The sequence below is a fragment of the Armatimonadota bacterium genome (assembly GCA_031081585.1).
Classification (GTDB): Bacteria; Sysuimicrobiota; Sysuimicrobiia; order Sysuimicrobiales; family Humicultoraceae; genus Geohabitans; species Geohabitans tengchongensis.
Genome location: JAVHLY010000020.1, coordinates 24105 through 42644, shown reverse-complemented (window position 1 = coordinate 42644; position 18540 = coordinate 24105). Strand labels below are relative to the sequence as shown.

Annotated in this window: 15 protein-coding genes; 2 read left to right on the top strand and 13 right to left on the bottom strand. The window is 74.2% G+C overall.

Going from position 1 to position 18540, the window contains the following annotated elements; translation table 11 throughout:
• Nucleotides 1–10 precede the first annotated feature (10 nt).
• Entirely contained in the window at nt 11–715 is a 705-nt protein-coding gene (locus RB146_09290) for a nucleotidyltransferase family protein (GenBank protein ID MDQ7829172.1), read from the top strand.
• On the opposite strand, the gene dtd is transcribed toward RB146_09290, so the two are convergent.
• From dtd to secD, 9 genes are all read right to left on the bottom strand, one after another.
• On the bottom strand, nt 712–1173 hold the full coding sequence (gene dtd / locus RB146_09285) for a D-aminoacyl-tRNA deacylase (GenBank protein MDQ7829171.1): 462 nt from the start codon (nt 1171–1173) through the stop codon (nt 712–714). The genes RB146_09290 and dtd overlap by 4 nt on opposite strands.
• On the bottom strand, nt 1173–2378 hold the full coding sequence (locus tag RB146_09280; GenBank protein MDQ7829170.1) for an aminotransferase class I/II-fold pyridoxal phosphate-dependent enzyme: 1206 nt from the start codon (nt 2376–2378) through the stop codon (nt 1173–1175). Before RB146_09280 ends, dtd begins: the two co-directional genes overlap by 1 nt.
• Nucleotides 2379–2404: 26 nt before the next feature.
• Complete coding sequence (locus RB146_09275; protein ID MDQ7829169.1) at nt 2405–2857, bottom strand: nuclear transport factor 2 family protein; 453 nt, start codon at nt 2855–2857, stop codon at nt 2405–2407.
• 13 nt (nt 2858–2870) lie between these two features.
• The gene (locus tag RB146_09270; GenBank protein MDQ7829168.1) at nt 2871–5090 is read right to left on the bottom strand and encodes a bifunctional (p)ppGpp synthetase/guanosine-3',5'-bis(diphosphate) 3'-pyrophosphohydrolase; all 2220 of its coding nucleotides are present in this window, start codon (nt 5088–5090) and stop codon (nt 2871–2873) included.
• A gap of 111 nt (nt 5091–5201) precedes the next feature.
• Nucleotides 5202–6254 (bottom strand): cellulase family glycosylhydrolase, encoded by a 1053-nt coding sequence (locus RB146_09265; protein ID MDQ7829167.1) that lies wholly within the window; start codon nt 6252–6254, stop codon nt 5202–5204.
• Nucleotides 6255–6370: 116 nt separating this feature from the next.
• On the bottom strand, nt 6371–9796 hold the full coding sequence (recJ, locus tag RB146_09260; GenBank protein MDQ7829166.1) for a single-stranded-DNA-specific exonuclease RecJ: 3426 nt from the start codon (nt 9794–9796) through the stop codon (nt 6371–6373).
• A gap of 71 nt (nt 9797–9867) precedes the next feature.
• A complete protein-coding gene (locus tag RB146_09255) occupies nt 9868–10182 on the bottom strand; it encodes a lipopolysaccharide assembly protein LapA domain-containing protein (protein MDQ7829165.1) in 315 nt (104 codons plus the stop codon).
• Nucleotides 10183–10242: 60 nt separating this feature from the next.
• Nucleotides 10243–11244 (bottom strand): protein translocase subunit SecF, encoded by a 1002-nt coding sequence (secF, locus tag RB146_09250; GenBank protein ID MDQ7829164.1) that lies wholly within the window; start codon nt 11242–11244, stop codon nt 10243–10245.
• Nucleotides 11245–11253: 9 nt separating this feature from the next.
• The gene (secD, locus tag RB146_09245) at nt 11254–12585 is read right to left on the bottom strand and encodes a protein translocase subunit SecD (protein MDQ7829163.1); all 1332 of its coding nucleotides are present in this window, start codon (nt 12583–12585) and stop codon (nt 11254–11256) included.
• 213 nt (nt 12586–12798) lie between these two features.
• Here secD and RB146_09240 point away from each other — a divergent pair, with 213 nt between their 5' ends.
• On the top strand, nt 12799–13824 hold the full coding sequence (locus RB146_09240) for a DUF72 domain-containing protein (GenBank protein ID MDQ7829162.1): 1026 nt from the start codon (nt 12799–12801) through the stop codon (nt 13822–13824).
• Here the strand turns inward: RB146_09240 and RB146_09235 are convergent.
• From RB146_09235 to RB146_09220, 4 genes are all read right to left on the bottom strand, one after another.
• Nucleotides 13796–16048, bottom strand: a complete 2253-nt coding sequence (locus tag RB146_09235; protein ID MDQ7829161.1) for a DNA polymerase domain-containing protein — start codon at nt 16046–16048, stop codon at nt 13796–13798. The genes RB146_09240 and RB146_09235 overlap by 29 nt on opposite strands.
• Before the next feature lie 6 nt (nt 16049–16054).
• On the bottom strand, nt 16055–16393 hold the full coding sequence (locus RB146_09230; protein MDQ7829160.1) for a hypothetical protein: 339 nt from the start codon (nt 16391–16393) through the stop codon (nt 16055–16057).
• A gap of 21 nt (nt 16394–16414) precedes the next feature.
• A complete protein-coding gene (locus RB146_09225) occupies nt 16415–17050 on the bottom strand; it encodes a hypothetical protein (protein ID MDQ7829159.1) in 636 nt (211 codons plus the stop codon).
• A gap of 369 nt (nt 17051–17419) precedes the next feature.
• Nucleotides 17420–18418, bottom strand: coding sequence for a tetratricopeptide repeat protein (locus RB146_09220; protein MDQ7829158.1), 999 nt, complete (start codon nt 18416–18418; stop codon nt 17420–17422).
• Nucleotides 18419–18540: the final 122 nt, after the last annotated feature.

Here is an 18540-nt window from a genome sequence, read left to right as displayed (position 1 = left end):
GAGGACGCGCATGCAGGCCGTGATCCTCGCGGGCGGCAAGGGCGAGCGGCTGCGCCCCTTCACGCAGGACCGCCCCAAGGCCATGGTGGAGATCCGCGGCGTCCCGCTGCTGGAGTACCAGCTGCGCTGGCTGCGCCGCGAGGGGGTCGACCGCGCCGTCATCGCCTGCGGCTACCGGCACGAGGTGATCCAGGAGTACTTCGGGGACGGCGGGCGCGTGGGCGTGGCCCTCGAGTACGCGGTGGAGGCGGAACCGCTGGGCCGCGGCGGCGGGCTCAAGCACGGCCTGGGCCGCCTGCCGCTCGGGCCGGACGAACCGTGCGTGGCCACCAACGGCGACGTCATCACCGACCTGCGCCTGGCCGACGCCGTCGCCGCCCACCGCCGGGCGGGGCTGCCGGCCACCGTCGTCGTCGTCCCCTTCGTCAGCCCCTACGGCATCGTCGAGGTGGACGGGGAGGAGCGGGTGGCCGGCTTCCGGGAGAAGCCGCAGCTGCCCTACTGGATCAACGCCGGCATCTACATCCTCACCCCGGAGGTGATCCCGCTCCTGCCCGACCGCGGGGACCACGAGGTCACCACCTTCCCGCAGCTCAGCGCGCAGCGCCGCCTGGGCGCCTTCCGTGCGCGAGCCTTCTGGCGCGGCGTCGACACCGTGAAGGACCTCTCCGAGGTGGCCGAGGCGATCGACCGAGGGCTGGTGCTGACCGCCTAGCCGGCGGGCCCGCCCCCCGCCTCGCGCTCTAGCAGGATCGTCACCGGCCCCTCGTTGTGGATCTCCACCAGCATCACCGCCCCAAACCGCCCCGTGGCCACGGGGACACCGTGCGCGCGCAGGGCGTCGTTGAAGACCTCGTAGAGCGCCTCGGCGGCGGCGGGCTCGGCCGCCTCGAGGAAGGACGGCCGCCGCCCGCGGGTGGTGTCGGCGTAGAGGGTGAACTGGGAGACGCTCAGCACCGCGCCCCCCACCTCCAGCAGGGAGCGGTTCATCTTCCCGGCGTCGTCCTCGAAGATGCGCAGGTGGACGAGCTTGGCCGCCAGCTCGCGCGCCACCGCCGCTGTGTCGCCGCGGCGCACCCCCACGAACGCGACGACCCCGCGGCCGATCTCCCCCACCACCGCCCCGTCCACGCGCACCGCCGCCCGGCGCACGCGCTGGACGACCAGGCGCATCAGCCGCCGACCCGCTCCCGCACCTGCCCGAGCCGCGTCGCCACCGCCTCCAGCGTCTCCGCGCGCTTGGGGAAGGCGAAGCGCACGTACCGGCGCCCCAGCGCGGGGTCGTGGAAGAAGGAGGAGCCAGGCACCGTCGCCACCCCGCCCTCGGCGGCCAGCCGGTGGGCGAAGGCCACGTCGTCCTCGCCGCCGAGCGCCGTGAAGTCGGCCATCACGTAGTAGGCGCCCTGCGGGACCACGGGACGAAAGCCGGCCTGCCGCAGGATCGCCACCAGGCGGTCGCGCCGGGCCTGGTAGGCGGCGGCCAGCTCCGCGTAGTAGGAGCGCGGGAAGCGCAGTGCCACCGCCCCCGCCTCCTGCAGCGGCGCCGCCGCCCCCACGGTGAGGAAGTCGTGCGCCCGCCGGATGCCGTCGGTCACCGCGGCGTCGCGGACGATGCACCACCCCACCCGCCATCCGGTGACGCTGTAGGTCTTGGAGAGGCTGTTCACCGTGATGGTGCGCTCGGCCATGCCCGGCAGCGCCGCCAGCGAGCAGTGCGCGGCGCCGTCGTAGAGGAGGTGCTCGTAGACCTCGTCGGTGATGGCGAAGGCGTCGACGGTGCGGCACAGGTCGGCGATGAGCTCGAGCTCCGGGCGGGTGAAGACCTTGCCGCTGGGGTTGTGCGGCGTGTTCACGATGATGGCGCGGGTGCGCCGGGTGACGGCAGCGCGGAGCTCGTCCGGGTCGAAGGGGATGCCCGGCCGGTCCAGGTCCAGCCGCACGTACCGCGGCACCGCTCCCGACAGCAGCGCGTCGGGCCCGTAGTTCTCGTAGAAGGGCTCGAAGACGACCACCTCGTCCCCGGGGTCGACCACCGCCAGCAGCGCCGCCATCATCGCCTCGGTGGCGCCGCAGGTCACGGTGACGTGGCGGTCGGGGTCCACCTCCACGCTGTTGTACCAGGCGAACTTCTCGGCGATGGCCGCCCGCAGGCGCGGCGAGCCCCAGGTGATGGCGTACTGGTTGTAGCCCTCCCGCAGCGCCGCCACGGCCGCCTCCAGGAGCTCGGCGGGCGGGTCGAAGTCGGGGAACCCCTGGGCCAGGTTGATGGCCCCGTGGAGGGTGGCCACCCGGGTCATCTCCCGGATGACCGACTCGGTGAACAGGCTGACGCGCTGCGCGGTGCGGCCCCGCGTCCGGGGCCCCTCGCCGAGGGACATCCGCTCCCTCCCCTGCGGCGCCCGCCCTACCCGTGGAGGAGCTGGCGGACCAGCTCGCGGGCGTCGTAATAGACGCGGTGGCGGGTGATCCGCCCGTCCCGCACCTCCCAGAAGGCCGCGAAGGGGTGGCGGTAGGCGCGCGGGGCGGCGGGGACGCGGCCCGGGAGGCGCAGGTGGATGGTGCGGTGGCGCCCCGTCACCGTCCCCTCGGCGGAGACCCGGTCCCCGTCCACCAGGAGCGCGTCCAGCGTCACCACCTCCTCCCACTCGCGGAAGAAGCCCTCGAAAGCCCGCCGGATGTGCTCGCGGCCGCGCACGGCCGGGCTCGAGGGAAACTCCAGCACCGCGTCCTCGGCGTAGAGCGCCACGAGGGCCTCCAGGTCGCGGCGGTTGAGCGCCTCCACCTGGCGGCGCACCACCGCGGCCGCCGCGCGGCCGCCGGCCGCCCCCGCGGGCCGCCGGCCGGGGCGCCCCCGCACCGCGGGCCGCTCCCTACTCCGGGAGGACCCGCTCGACATTGAAGACATCGCTGACCTGGCTGACCCTCTGGACCACGGAGCGGAGCTGCTCCAGGTTGTGCACGTCCAGCACAATGTTCACGATGGCCACCTTGTCCTTGCGCACCCGCGCGTTCACCGAGACGACATTGGTGCGGGACTCGGCGATGGCCGCCAGCACGTCCTTGAGCAGGCCCACCCGGTCGAAGGCCTCCACCTCCACCTCGACCGGGTAGCTGCCGTTCTGCAGGCTCTCCCACTCCACCTCCAGGAGGCGCTCGGGGTGGCTGCGCAGGAAGGCCATGTTCGGGCAGTCGGCCCGGTGGACGGCGACCCCGCGCCCGCGCGTCACGTACCCGACGATGCGGTCCCCCGGCAGCGGGGTGCAGCAGCGGGAGAAGCGCACGAGCGCGTTGTCGACGCCGCGCACGCGCACGCCCCCCCGCGCCCCCCGGGCCGCCGGAGGGGCGGCGCCGTCGGGCGGCGCCGGCTCGGCCGCCGCCGGGGTCTCTCCCCGCAGCGCCTGGACGACGGAGAGGATCGAGACGTCGCCGTTGCCCACCGCCGCCAGGAGCTCCTCCTCCGAGGGCAGCCCGAGGGTGCGGGCCACCTCCCGCAGGCGCTCCGTCCGCAGGGCCGCCACCCCTCCGCCGGTGCGCCGCAGCTCCTTCTCCAGCAGCTCCCGCCCCCGCTGGATGTTCTCCTCGCGCCGCTCCCGCTTGAACCACTGCTTGATCTTCGTGCGGGCGTTGCTGGTGGCGACGAAGGTCAGCCAGTCGCGGCTGGGTCCGCTGGCGGTCTTACTGGTGATGATCTCGACGATGTCCCCCGTGCGCAGCCGGTAGGAGAGAGGGACGAGCCGCCCGTTCACCCGGGCGCCGGTGGCCCGGTGCCCCACCTCGGTGTGGATGCGGTAGGCGAAGTCGATGGGGGTGGCGCCGGCCGGCAGGTCGACCACGTCGCCCTTGGGGGTGAAGACGAAGACCTCGTTCTGGAAGAGGTCGAGCCGCACCGACTGGACGAAGGCGCGGGCGTCCTGCACCTCCTGGTGCCACTCCAGGAGCTGGCGCAGCCAGGAGAGCTTCTGCTCCAGGGCGCGCTCGGCCGGCTTCCCCTCCTTGTACTTCCAGTGGGCGGCGATGCCGTACTCCGCCTCGTGGTGCATCTGGGCGGTGCGGATCTGGATCTCCAGCGGCTCCCCCTCGTAGAGGACCGCGGTGTGCAGGGACTGGTAGCCGGTGGTCTTCGGGTTGGCGATGTAGTCGTCGAACTCGCCGGGGATGGGCCGCCACAGCGAGTGGACCACGCCCAGCGCCGCGTAGCACTCCGGCACCGTGTCGACGATGATGCGCACGCCCAGCCGGTCGTAGATGCGGGCCACCGAGGCCCCCGCATACTTGGGCCGCTGCATCTTCCGCCAGATGGAGTAGATGTGCTTCGGCCGGGCGCTGATGCTGTAGCGCTCCACCCGGATCCCCGCGCGGTTGAGCTCCCGGTGCAGCACGTCGATCACCCGGTCGAGGAAGGCCGTGCGCTGCTCCTCCGCCTGGGCCAGCTGGGTGGCGATGTCCTGGTAGGCCTCGGGGTTGAGCTCGCGGAAGGCCAGGTCCTCCAGCTCCGACTGGAGCTGCCCGATGCCCAGCCGCTCGGCCAGCGGTGCGTAGATGTCCAGGGTCTCCTGGGCGGTGCGCTTGCGCTTCCACTCGGGCAGGGGGGCCAGGGTGCGCATGTTGTGCAGCCGGTCGGCCAGCTTGATGAGCACGATGCGGATGTCGTTGGCCATGGCGAGGAACATCTTGCGCAGGCTCTCCGCCTGCCGCTCCTCGCGCGTCTGCCACTGGATGCGGCCCAGCTTGGTGACGCCGTCGACCAGCCCGGCGATCTCCGCGCCGAAGCGCTCCTCCACCTGCTGGAGGGTGACCCCCGTGTCCTCGGCCACGTCGTGCAGCAACGCCGCGGCGAGGGTCACCGGGTCCAGCCGCAGGTCGGCCAGGATGCGGGCCACGGCCAGGGAGTGCTGGACGTAGGGTTCGCCGGAGGCGCGGGTCTGGCCGCGGTGGGCCTCCTCAGCGAAGAGGTAGGCGTCGCGCAGGACGTCCAGGTCGGCGCGGGGGAAGTGCGCCCGGACCCGGGCGATGAGCTCCTGCACGTCCCGGGGCAGGTCCTGAAACGCGCTCTGATGGCGGCGCTGCTCGAGCCACTTCACCGTGGTCACCGGCGGCCGGCGCTGTCGCCGCTGCGGGCCCTCGACGGTGGCCGGCCGGGGGCCGACAAGGCTTTCCTCTTAGGGTAACACGAACGGGCCGTCTGCGCGACGGCAAGGGCCTCAGGGCGTGGTCTGGATCAGCTCCCGATAGGCGTCGTAGGCGGGCTTGGGCCGGGCCGCCCCGTCCAGGACGCCGTAGCTGCGCGCCTCCGGGTTGGCGTCGGAGTCGTGCAGCTTGAACCAGAAGACCTTGGCCGCCCCCAGCGAGCGCAGGACCGGCAGGTGGTCCCGCAGCCACTGCGCCTGGCCTTGCGGTCCCTGGTAGCGCGGGTCGGTGAACCCCTTGGCGGCCTGCTCGGCCGGGTCGCTGGGGTAGTCGGTCTCCGTGACCCAGATCGGCCTGTCTCCGACCCCGAAGCGGGTCAGGGTGGACCGCACGTAGTCCATCTTCGCCTGCATCCACTCCGGGCGGTAGACGTGGGCGGTCATCACGTCGAAGTTCGGCCCCGCCGGGTACTGCGGGTCGCTCAGGATGTCTTCCAGGAAGTCCGGGTCGAGCAGCCTGCCGCCCAGGGCCAGCCCGCCCAGCACCACCCGGGCGCGCGGGTTGGCGCTGCGGACGGCCTGGGCGGTCACCTGGAGCCAGTAGGCGTACTGCTGCGGCGTGCCCCGCCAGGCGCCCAGCAGGTCCGGCTCGTTCCAGACCTCCCAGTCCAGCACCTGCGGGTATTGCCCGACGAAGCGGGCCACGAACTCCCGCCAGGCCCGCTCGTCCCGGGGCGGGTAGAAGATCACCTCTTCTGCGGGAGTGCCCGGCGGCGCGGAGGAGTTCCACGCCGGCGGCCAGCCCAGCTGCACGAGCAGCCGCAGCCCCAGGCCGGCAGCCTCTGAGACCACCTGCGTCCAGATGGCGTCGTTCCAGTCCACCGGCCCGGTGGGCTGGACGCGGCTCTGCCCGACGGCGAAGCGCACGTACCCGATGCCGGCCTGACTGGCCAGCTGGAACGCCTGGGGGGTCACCGGAGCCGGGAAGCCGGCGCCGGTGGAGACCCCCCAGACGGGATCCCCTGGCGGCTGCGGGAGCGCGCCGGCGCTCCCGCAGCCGCCCGCCATCAGCGTGGCCATCACCAGCAGACCGGTGCGAATGCCGTCCGCCGTCAGACGCCAACCCACCGCTCTCCTCCGTCGTGTACCGGCCCGACCTCCCTGTCCGAGACGTCCGAGGGACGGGCAGGGTTTAGGGCGGAGAGGCTGAAAGGCCGGACGGGCCTCGACCGGAGGGAATCCCGTCAGGAGGGTTTGTCGGCCGGAGGGACCGGGCCCACCACCCGGCGCAGCAGCGAGGAGGCCGGACCGAAAGCCTCGGCCAGCAGCTGCTCCAGGGCGTGCCGCTCGCGCTCGCCCTCCGCGTGGCGCGCCGAGGTCAGCAGGTCGCGCCGGCCGCCGTTGCCGGGCTCGAGCAGCCACCGCCCCTCCACCACTTCCCGCTGCACCACGCCCGCCTCGACCAGGGTCTCGAGCGCCGCCTCCACGGCGGGCAGGTCGAACCCGGCCGCCTGGAACGCCGCCGCGACCCCCTCGTCCGGCCAGCGCAGCGGGCCGGGGAGGTCGCGCAGGACCCGGTAGGCGGTGGCCAGGCGGGCGCGGGAGGGGAAGCGCGTCTCGAGCTGCGCGCGCCGCCGGGCGGCGTCGTCGAGGTGGTAGGCCAAGACGACGGTGGCCACACCGCCGTCGAGACCGGCGAGCGCGGCCGCCTCGGCGAGGCCCGCGCGGGTGAAGGGGAGGGTAGCCACGACGACCTGGCGGACGTCGGCGGGGGCAAGCGCTTCCGCAAGTCCCGCGGCCACGAGCACGGCCACCTTGCCATCCTGGAAGAGCTGGGCCACCACGCGGCGCACCCGCGGCGGGAGCCCCGGGTGGACGTAGGCGACGGACCGTCCCGCCTCGCGAAGGCGCCGGGCCAGCGCGACCGCTTCCTCAGGCGTGGCGGCCGCCACGACGGTCGGCCCTCCCCGCTCCGGGAGGGCAGCCAGCAGCGCCTCCCGGTCCGCACCGCGCCGGTCCACCAGCCGCAGGTTGGTACGCCGGTAGCCGTCGTCGAGGAGGACCGCCTCCGGGCCCCCCGGGACCGGCGCCTGCGCCCACCAGAAGGTGAGGACCGGGGGAGACGCCCTGCCGGGCGACAGCGGCAGCGGGGCAGCGGCGTCGTCGTCCACCACCTGGACCACGCCCCGCGGCGGCAGCAGGTCTCCCTCCCGGGCGACCCACTCGGCGCTCGCCACCACGATCTCCGCCGTGCCGCGGGCCAGCGCCCGGGCCAGCCGCTGCCGCGCCCGGAACGACAGCGCCCCGTGCGCCGCGTCCACGCGCAATCCCACATCGCGCAGCACCGGCCGGTACATCTCCACCCAGGCGTCTACCTGGCTGGCCAGCGGCAGCACCAGCAGGACAGGCGTCCCCTGCCGCGCCGCCAGGGCCGCCGCCGCGGCGACCGCGGTGAGAGCGCCCCGCCGGCCCGGGCCGAGCGTCGTGACGGCCGGCCGCCCGGCCAGGGCGGCGGCCACCACCTGGCGCTGCAGGTCGCGGAAGGGGCGGCCGCCCTGAAGGTGGATGCGCAACTGCTCGAGCACGGCCCCCTCGTCGAGCTCCGCCCACCCCTTCCACAGCGGTGCGTCCGCCGGCGACGGGTCCTCGCGCTGGATGTAGATGTTGAGGCCGAAGGGCCGGTCGCCGCCGCCGGTGCGCTGGGCGGCGGTGGCAGTGTAGCGCGCACCGGCGTCTATCGACGGGGCCAGGCGGGCGGCCAGCGCGGCGCTGACGTACCCCAGGCGCTCCCCTCCGTCACGGCAGACCGCCACGGCGTGCGGGTCGTGCGGGTTGGCCGGCTCCCGGACCAGGCGCAACGGCTCGCCGGGGCGCACCTGCGCCACGAGCGCCTGCCGCCCCTCGAAGGTGACCCCCGCCACCTTGGTGTAGAAGGCTCCGGCGTCCTCGATCCCCCGCAGCGCCGGCCCCAGGTAGTCGTCGGCCCGGGCGAAGAGGCGCTCCAGGAGCAGCCGGCCGTCGGCCAGCACCGCCTCCAGGTCGAGGCCCGGGATGGCCAGGTCGCGCACCACCAGCGCCGCCCGCTCCTCCTCCCCCCAGCGGTCCACCTCCACCGTGCAGGCCAGGTCGAGCGGCGTGCCCGTGAAGGCCAGCACCTCGGCGGCATCGCCGCGGGCAAAGCCGATGGCCTCGACCGCGTGGCGGCCGTCGGTGAGGGTGAGGCGCAGGTGCCCCTCCCCCACCACCCGGGTGGCCAGGGGCCGGGCGCCGCGGACCACGAAGAGCGGCTCGGGGTGGCCGGCGCCGAAGGGGCCGAGGCGCTCCACCTCGCGCGCCAGCTGCGGGGTCACGTCCGCCAGCGCCACCTCCGCGTCGACGACGAGCTGGGGCAGGAGGTCCTCCGGGCGCAGGCGACGCCCGGCTTCCCGGAGGAAGCGCTCGCGGAAGGCGGGGATGCGCTCCGCGTCCACGGTGAGGCCCGCTGCCAGCGCGTGGCCGCCGTAGCGGGCCAGGAGGTCGGCGCACGCGCCCAGCGCCTCCACCATGGAGAGGGCCTCCACGCTGCGGGCGGAGCCGCGTCCTACGCCCTCCTCCACCGCAATCATCACCACCGGCCGGAGGTACCGCTCGCGCAGGTGCGCGGCGACGATGCCGACGACCCCTGGGTGCCACCCATCCGCGGCCAGCACGAGGGCGGGTGCCTGGGTCAGCCCTTCCGCCTCGACCCGCGCCACCGCCTCGGCCAGGACGCGGTCGCACAGCTCCTGCCGTCGCCGGTTTTCAGCGTCGAGCGCCGCCGCCAGCGCCGCGGCCTCCTCCGGGTCCTCCGTGGTGAGCAGGCGCACCGCCACCGCGGCGTCGGCCAGCCGCCCGGCGGCGTTGAGCCGCGGGGCCACCGCGAAGGCTACGTCGCGCGGCCGCACCGGGGCGCTCAAGCCGGCCTGGCGCAGCAGCGCGGCCAGCCCCAGCGTCGGCGCCGTCCCCAGCCGGGCCAGGCCGTGGCGCGCCAGCAGCCGGTTGTCTCCCACCAGAGGCACGACGTCGGCGATGGTCCCCACCGCGGCCAGGTCGAGGAGATCCCAGGGTTCGTCCGCGCCCAGCAGGTGCGCCACCGCGCGGACCGCCTGGAAGGCCAGACCGCAGGCGGCGTACGGGGTGACCGGGGGCTGGTCGCGCCGCTTCGGGTCGACCACCGCCAGCGCCTCGGGGAGGGCGGGTCCGGGCTCGTGGTGGTCCAGGACGATCACGTCGAGCCCTACCTGGCGGGCCAGCGCCACCTCGGCCAGCGCGGTGACGCCGCAGTCGACGGCCACCAGCACCCCCGGCCCGCCCAGCCGGGCGATGGCCCCGGCGTGCAGGCCGTACCCCTCCACCGCCCGTCGGGGGACGAAGGCCTCGACCGCGCCACCCAGACGGTGCAGGCCACGCACCAGGATGGCCGTGGCGGTGACCCCGTCGGCGTCGTAGTCGCCGTAGACGATCAGGCGCTCTCCCGCGCGCACGGCGCGGGCCAGGCGCGCGGCGGCGACCTCCAGGTCGCGCAGCGCCGCGGGGGGCGCGAGGTCCGCGAGCGGAGCGGCCAGCCACCGTTCCGCCGCCGCCGGGTCGGTGATGCCACGGGCCACCAGCACGCGCGCGGTGGGGAGGGTCAGGCCGAGGGTCTCGGCCAAGCGTGCGGCCGCCGCCGGGTCTCCCGGCCGGAGGATCCAGCGGGCGGGAGGGCGGAGCGCCGGCACGCCGGTCAGGAGCGGGGCAGGCGCTGGGTCTCGTCCGCCGGGGCGGCCATGGCGGGGCGCTCGCGTTCCCCCTCGCGCCGCTCCAGCTCGCGCAGTCGCGCCTCGGCGGCGCGCAGGCGGCGGCGCAGGTCGCGCTGCGCCAGCAGGCTGACGACGTAGACCACCAACCCTCCGACCACGGCGGCGACGATGGTGGCCAGGGCCAGCGAGGTCCCGGCGGACCAGAACAGGAAGGTGAGCACGACCGGCTGCGGGTTCTGCACGGCGAAGACCGTGACCGCCACCATGAGCAGGAGGGCCACGATCAGCAGACCCTGCACGCCCTCACCTCCCTCCACGGCGGCGCGTCCCGGCCGGTGTCCCGGCGCGGCGGCATGCCCTCACCGGCGCCGCCGTCGGCGCTGCCGCGCCGGTTCCGTGTGCAGGCGGGCGGGCGCAGGCGCCGCCCCCACCGCCGCCGCCTTCGCCGCTGGGGGCGTCTCCACGGCGGGCCGGGCCGCCGGAGACCGCCCGGCCCGCCGCTCCGCCCACAGGTGCCACTCCACCAGCAGCGGGCTGGCCACGAAGATGGAGGAGTACGTGCCCGTGACCACGCCGGCCCCCAGCCCGAAGATGAAGTCCCGCAGCGTCGGCCCACCGTAGAAGTACAGGATGAGCAGGGCGATGATGGCGCCGAAGCCGGTGGTCAGCGAGCGGACCAGCACCTCCAGGATCGACCGGTTCACCAGGCGCGGGAACGGCTCCCGCGTGCGCAGCTGCTGGTTCTCGCGGATGCGGTCCAGGATGACCACCGTGTCGTTGATGGAGTAGCCCACCACCGTGAGCAGCACGGCCACGAAGGAGGAGTCCACCGTGCGGCGCGTGAGGGCGTACAGCCCCAGGACGATGAGCAGGTCGTGGACCAGCGCCACGTCGGCGGCCAGGGCGAAGCGCACCGACCGGAAGCGCCAGGTGATGTAGAGGACCTGCAGGGCCAGCCCGACCAGGACCGCCACCACCGCCTGCCGCCGCAGCTCCTGGCCGATGCGGGGGCCGACGCGCTCCGCCCGCAACACCTGCGCGCCGCCGTACTGGGCGGAGAAGGCGCGCTGGAGGCGGGCCACCTCGGCCTCCTCCAGGACGCGGGTGCGGATGAGCACCTCGCGGGGCCGGTCCCCGGCCTTCTGGATCTGCGCCTCCTCCAGCCCGAACCCACCCAGGGTGGCGCGCACCTCCGCCAGCGATGCCTCGCGCCCCAGCTGGAGGTCGAGCAGGGTCCCGCCGGTGAAATCGATGCCGAAGTCGATCCCCCAGGCGGCGATGCCCACTAGCCCCGCGACGATGACGAGCGCGGAGAGGAGGTAGCCCCAGCGCCGGTTGCCGATGAGGTCCCAGGTGCGCACGGTCCTCCCCTACAGCCCGAAGCGCAGGTATCGGTCGAGCGGCGGGCGCGCCGCCGTGTCGACCAGCACCCGGGTGACCAGGATGGCGGTGACCATGCTGATGAGCACGCCCAGGAAGAGCGTGGTGGCGAAGCCCTTGATCGGGCCGGTGCCGAGCGCGAAGAGCACGGCCGCCCCCACGAGCGTCGTGACGTTGGAGTCGAGGATGGCCGACCAGGCCCGGCTCCACCCCGACTGGATGGCGGCGCGCAGGGTCTTGCCGCTGCGCAGCTCCTCCTTCACCCGCTCGAAGATCAGAACGTTGGCGTCGATGGCCATCCCCACCGAGATGACGAAGGCGGCGATCCCCGGCAGGGTCATGGTGGCGTTGAGCGCGGTCAGGGCGGCGAAGAGGAAGAGGGCGTAGAGCAGCAAGGCCAGGTCGGCCAGCGCTCCCGGGAGACGGTAGAGGACCACCATGAAGGTGACCACCAGCACCACGGCCACCGCGCCGGCGCGCAGGCTCAGGTCGAGGGAGTCCCGCCCCAGCGTGGGCCCGACCGTGCGCCGCTCCACGACCTCCACCGGCACAGGGAGGGCCCCGGCGCGCAACAGAACGGCCAGGTCGCGCGCCTCGGTGATGTCGGCGAACCCGCCGCTGATTTGCCCCTGCCCGCCGGGGATGCGGTCGCGGATCACCGGGGAGGAGATGACCCGGTTGTCCAGCACGATGGTGAGGTAGCGGCCGATGTTCCGCGCCGTGTGCTCCTCGAAGGTGCGGGCGGCCGAGCTCTTGAACCGGAAGTTCACCACCGGCTCCCCGGTGGCCACCTGCCCCTCGGCGAAGCCCGCCTGGGCGTCGGCCAGGTCGGCCCCGGTGAGGATGACCCGCTTGCGCAGCGGCAGGGTCCGCCCGTCCGGCAGCGTCACCACCGTCCCGGCGGCGTTCCAGCGGGCCCCCTCCGGGAGGGAGCGGTCACCGGTGTCCACGAACTCCAGGAGGGCCGTCTGGCCGATCAGGCGGATGGCCCGCTCGGGGTCCCCGACCCCCGGCAGCTCGACGATGATCCGCCGGTCACCCACGCGCTGGATGGTCGGCTCGACCACGCCCAGCTGGTCGATGCGCGCCTCGATGCGCCGCATGGCCGCGTCGACCACCTCGGGCGTGGCCCGGACCTGCGGCGTGTCGCGGGCCTCCAGGACGAGGCGGCTGCCGCCCTGCAGGTCCAGGCCCAGGTTCACGCGCAACGCCGGCGGGCGCAGGCGCGGGCGGTACCCCTGGAGCTCCAGGGGGGCAAAGGCGACCTGGAAGGCCAGCAGGGCCAGGGCGAGGACGATGAGGAGACGCCACGTCCGGGACACGTCACCGGCTCCTTTGTCTGCATGTGACCGGCTCGCGGGCCCGCTGCCGGGCGCAAAAAAGCGGACGTCGTGGCGGCGACCGGCGTCCCTCCGGCGGGGACCGAGGACCCCGCCGGGCGCCGAAGGCCCCACGCGGGTCCGCGCGACCACTCGTCCGGCCGTCCCGGGACATCCCTGGACGGCAATCCGGCTGCATTATACCATGGCGGTGACATGACGCTCTTCCCCGAGGTCGACGGCGCGCCGGCCTCTCCCCTCCGCCTCGGCGACTGCGCGGTGTACACCGGGACCTGCTCCTGGGCCGATCCCAGCTTCGTGCAGAGCGACTTCTACCCGGAGGCGGTGCGGACCCGGCCGCGCGCCCGGCTGCAGTACTACGCCTCGGTCTTCCCCACGGTGGAGGTGGACGCCACCTACCACGCGCTGCAGCCGGCGGAGCGGGCGGTGCAGTGGGTGGAGACGGTGCCGGAGCCCTTCCTCTTCAACATCAAGGCCTTCGCCTGGCTCACCTGGCACGACAGTGACCCGGCGCGGCTGCCACGGGAGATCTTCGTGCTGCTGCCGCGGCCGCTCCAGGTGGAGAAGCGCCTGGCGCCGAGCCGCCTCCCCGAGGAGATCGTCACCAGCGTGTGGGACTACTTCGCCGCCTTCATCGACGCCCTGCGGTTGCGCGAGCGGCTGGGCTACGTCCTCTTCCAGTTCCCCAAGGGGTTGGGCTACACGCCGGAGCTCTTCACCTACCTGGACGCCTGGGAGCTGTACCTGCAGAACTGGCCGGTGGCGATCGAGGTGCGGCACCGCGAGTGGTACCAGGGCAAGGCCCGCGCCATGCTGCTGGGCTACCTGCGCGAGCACGGCTTCGCCCACGTCATCGCCGACATGGCCCCGGTGCGCTACCTCCCCGAGCCGCTGGTCGAGGTGACCGCCGACTGGTCGGTGGTGCGCTTCCACGGGCGCAACCCGGCCCTGGCCGAGAAGGGGGTCTCCACCCAGCAGGCCTACGACTACCTGTACACGCCCGAGGAGCTCCGCCCCTGGGCGGAGACGGCCGAGCGGCTGGCTGCGGACGTGCGGCGGCTCTACCTGATGTTCAACAACCACGCGCGGGGCCAGTCCGCCCGCAACGCGCGGGAGCTGCAGCTCCTGCTGCAGGAGCGTGCGGCCGGGGCGCGCCCGCGCTCGGAGGTCGGCGAGCCCACCCAGCCCGGCCTCACCCCGTCGCTCGGCGATCCCGCCTGAGCGGCGCCCAGACCTCCCGGCGCAGCCGGGCCCGGTCATAGCCGAGCGGCTCCAGCACCGTCTCCGCCGCCCGGAGCAGCAGGTCGGCGTAGTACTCCACGTCCGGGCTCCAGTCCGTCCCCACCAGCGCCAGCGGCCGCACCCGCTCCTCCGGGATCCGGGCGCGACGGTCTACCACGACGTACCGGACCGCCTCGCCGGGGTGGAGGCGGACCCGGCTGCGGGCCAGCGCCCGCGCCGCCAGGGCCACGGGGTGGTGGCTGCGGTAGGCCTCCGGTGCCTGGGAGAGGGTGGTGGTGAGGGCCAGGGCGGATGCGGGGACCGACCCCTCGCGCAGCTGCACCAGCGCCTCCGCCAGCACTGCCAGGGCCCGGGGGACGAGCCGGCGCAGCTCCGCCAGGTCGCGGGCCTGGACGAGCACCTGCAGGAGGGCCTCCTGGGTCTCGACGACCAGCGGGGGGACGTCCGAGCGGCGCACCTCGATCCCGCGCACCTTCGTGGTCCCGTCGGTGAAGACCCCCAGGTACCGGTTGGGCACCCCGACCCCGGGGTGGGTGCGCGCGGGGAGGAAGGCGATCCAGCGGTAGAGCCCCTCGACGAAGATGGGGAGCCCGGTGGCGCGCTCGACCTCCCGGGCGAGCGCCGCGTACGCCTCGGGACCGGCCCCGGGACGCTGCAGCCACATCGCGTCCACCAGGGCGTGGAGCAGGCGGAAGCCTTGTGCCTCAGCCACCTCCTTGGCCCGCAGCAGCATCTCCCGGGCGAAGGCGGTCGTCGCCTCGTGCGCCTCGATCCGCCCGAAGCGGGCGTTGCGGTAGCCGAGGTAACCGAAGCTGCAGACCAGGCACCACTTCAGGGCCGTCTGCCGCTGGTCGTACAGCGCCCGCGCGGGACCGGTGGTCTCGGCGCGCCGCCGCTTGTAGTAAGCGCGCCGCGCCAGCAGCGGCTCCAGCACGGCCGGCACGAGCCCCTGCCGCCGCCGGCAGACCCGGTGCCCGATCTCCGGCACGGGGCGCCCCGCCGCCCCGCAGCAGGCGCAGTTCACCGTCTCGGGGGAGAGGTTAAAGCGCGCCATCATCGTCGGGTACATCGAGGCGAAGTCCAGCTCGCCCACCCCCTCGAAGACGCCCACGAGCGGCTGGTAGGCCAGACCGCCCTTGTCGGTGGTGAGCAGCTCGGCGGCGGTCTTGAACGCCTCCGGCTCGCGCTTGTGCCAGGGGACGAGCACGCCCTGCGCCACCGCCCGGTCGACCTGCATCGAGGAGATGGCCGTCCCCACCGAGGTCCGGGCCAGAGACTGGACGGGCAGGCGCGCCAGACGGGCGATCTCCAACAGGCCCCCCAGCTCGGATTCGCTGAACAGGAAGGAGTTCTGCAGGTCGATGTGCCACCGCCCGGCCAGCATCTGTGCGCCGGCGGTGTGTACCGTCTGGCCGTAGGTGACGTAGGAGCGGGCGCGCCGCGTGCGCACGGCGGCGTGCGGGTCGCGGTTGAGCGCCAGGGGGATGCCGATGGCCCGGCTCAGCCGCCGCAGGCGCGGCAGCAGGAAGGCGTCCCCCCACTCGGTCAGGAGCAGGTCGGGGTCGTAGCGCTGCAGCATCCGGTTGAGGCTGTGCAGCAGGTCCTCCGGCCGCTCGCCGCTCACCACCACGTGCTCGCCCGGGACGGCGATCTCCAGCTCCCCTGGACGGCCGTGCCCCGGGTGGACCGGGTCCCCACTCAGGCGGAGGTGCATGGTGACCAGCGGCGGCACCGCGTACTCCAGGTCCTCGGGGCTGTCCAGGGGGTGGATCGCCCGCAGGCGGCCGTCGGCCACCTCGACCTCGTAGCGGCCCAGCGGGAAGAGCCGCGTCTCGTAGAGGTAGAGCTGCGGGAGCCCGATGTCGCAGGAGAAGAGGGTGAGGCCCGGCAGGCGGCCGGCCACCTCCACGGCCCGCGGCAGGAGGAGCGGGCGGTGGACGGCCACCCGCACCACAGGGAGCTCCGCCCCGGAGAGGAGCTCCTGGCGCCGGGTGGGCTCCAGGTCGGCGGCGATCCCGGCCCGGGCGAGCGTCGGCCCCAGGTGGGCCAGGCGGGCGCGGGGCCCGGTCACGTAGAAGGCCGGCCGGTAGAGGGTCCGGGCGACGTGCGGGTGGCCCGCTTCGTCGAGGAACCACAGCACCATCCCCGCGGCGTCAGGGTAGACGTCGAAGAGCCAGCCGCGGAACGCCCGGCGGCCGGTCACGCCGTTTCACCCGTCCGCGCCGATGGGCAGGGCCACCTGCTCGCCGGCAGGCGGGCGCAGCGCCTCCGCCTCCTTGTCGTGCGCGGCCAGCAGCTCCGCCAGGTCGGCCAGGCGGCGCTCGTGGCTCACCACGGCCTTCGCCACCTCGAGGAGCATCGCCAGCAGGATGGTCTCGAAAGGGGAGGCGTGCGACTGGTAGGCGCCGGCGGCGGCGTGGTGCCGGGCGGCGCTGAAGAGGCGGTCCAGGACCTCCTGGTCTTCCCGCCGGAGGGCCCGGCGGAACCGGCTGAAGGCGGCCAGCTCCTGGTCGACCAGCTGGGTCATCGTGGCCACGGTGCGTCCCATCGATCCTCCTCCCACCACCGTCTACCACCACCGTCGGGCGTGCAGGACCGGGATGGCCGGCTGCCAGAGGGCTTCCCGCCCGCTCCCCTCCTCACGGATCCGCCATCCCTCCTCCCCCACCGTCACCCGGACTCGCCGCACCGCCCGCTCCTCCAGGCGTCCCAGGAACCACTCCCGCCCCGGCGGAGTGGCCAGGTCCGGGCAGGCCGCCACCACCGTCCAGGGGAGGGCCAGCAGGCGGTCCAAGGCGTCCAGCACCCGGCGGAAGACCCGCACCGCCTCGCTGCGGTGGAGGTTCTCGTCCAGGAGGGCGTCCAGCGGGCCTGAGAGGAACAGGGCGCTGGGACCTCCTGCCGCGGCGATTCTGGGCAGGTGTTCCTTCAGGAGCGCCTCCAGCTGGTAGGCCGTGAAGGCCCTGGAGACGCGGATCCGCTCCAGGAACCACCGGGAGGAACGGTGGAGGCGGCGGGCCAGGTGGCCCACCAGGTAGGGGTCGAAGGCGTTGGCGCCGTCCACCACCAGCAGGGTGCGGTCTTCCCCTACCGTCCGGAGCGCCAGGAGGAGGCCCACGGTCAGACAGGCATCCGGCCCCCTCACGAGGATCAGCCCGCGCGCCGGCGGCGGCAGGAGTGGGGCATCCGGCAGGGCAAGGGTCATGGCTACCTGTCCCGTGGTGGAGTTCACCTAGCAAGTATACGAACTGATGTTCGTATGTCAAGTCGGAACGACCCAGGGAAAAAAGGCCGGCGCCCCGGCAATTGCCGGGGCGCCTAGATCCGGCTCCAGCCCGGAACGGGAGGGCTACTCTACCACCGGGTCAGAGGGTCCCTGACTCCCTGCACCCCCTTCCCGTGGGCCCCCTTGCCCGCCCCGATCCACGTCGGCACCCCCACGCTCGCCAGCGCGGCCTCCCCGCTCGTCCCGACCCGCCAGCGCGGGACCGGCGGCAACTCCGACCACTATCACCACCAGCAGCAGGGCTGCCAGGATGATCCAGGCTCGCTTCATCGTCCCTCTCCCCTCTCCTCAGTCAGAGTGCGCCCCACCACTGATGGCGAAGGCGTCCACACCATTGCGGCGCTGGTAGAGCTCCCGTGCCAGGTCCTGCTCGCGCTCGCTGAGCGCCAGCCCGGCGGTGTGGTGCAGCCGGATGACCAGGGGCACGAAGTCGAGCAGGATGGGGTGCTTCCCCAGGCTGAGGGCCAGGTCCACCCCCACGTCGGCGTAGTGCAGGGCCGTCGGCAGGCTCTCGTGCTGGGTGGTCTCGGCAGCCAGCAGCAGGGCCTGGGCGTGGGTGATCGGGTCGGTGATCTCCTCCGGCGACTCCATGATCGCCAGCGCCGTCGACCGGCCCCCTCGCCAGTTGCCGCGCAGCGCCTCCAACCGGCCCAGCTCCAGGTCGATGCGGGCGGTGGGTTCGCCGAGCCGCCGCTTGTGCGCCCGCGCCTCCACCAGCGCCTCCTCGCCCTCGGCGAAGGCCTGGCGGTCCAGGTAGACCCACCCGAGGTTGTGGAGGGCGTCGGCCACGTGGGTGAGAGCGCCGGCTTCGGCGTAGCGGTCCCGGGCCCGGGCGAAGTGGCGCAGGGCGTCCGAGAACATCCCCAGGTAGCGCTCGGCCAGCCCCAGGTTGAGGAGGGCGTTGCCCGCCTGGCGCGGGTCGCCGATGTCCTCGGCCAGGAGGAGCGCCTGCCGGCCGGCCTCCCAGGCTTCGCGGATGCGCGAGCCCTGGTAGCAGGCCGCCGTGAGGTTGGCGTAGAGCCGAGCCAGCCAGCGGCCGCGGTCGAGGTGCTGCAGGGTGGTGAGGGCGATAGCCTTGCGGAAGGCGGTGACCGCACGGTCGGCGTCCCCGAGCCGGAAGGCGCAGACCCCGGCGTGGTTCCACAACGTGGAGGCTTCGTCCGCGTCGAGGAACTCGGTGAGCTCCGCCGCCTGGACGAACAGCGCGCAGGCCTGCGGGTAGCGGCCCGACTCCTGGTACCGGCGTGCCGCCTGCTTGAGGAGTTCGACGTGGCCCAGCGCCGACATACCCGGCCCTCCCGGTCGTCTGCGTACCAGGCCCCTATGCCCCGCGGGGGGACCGGCTAGACCTCCGGCGGCCGCAGGCGGAACCGGCACCGAAGTTCCCTGCGGGTGGCCCTCGCTGCGGG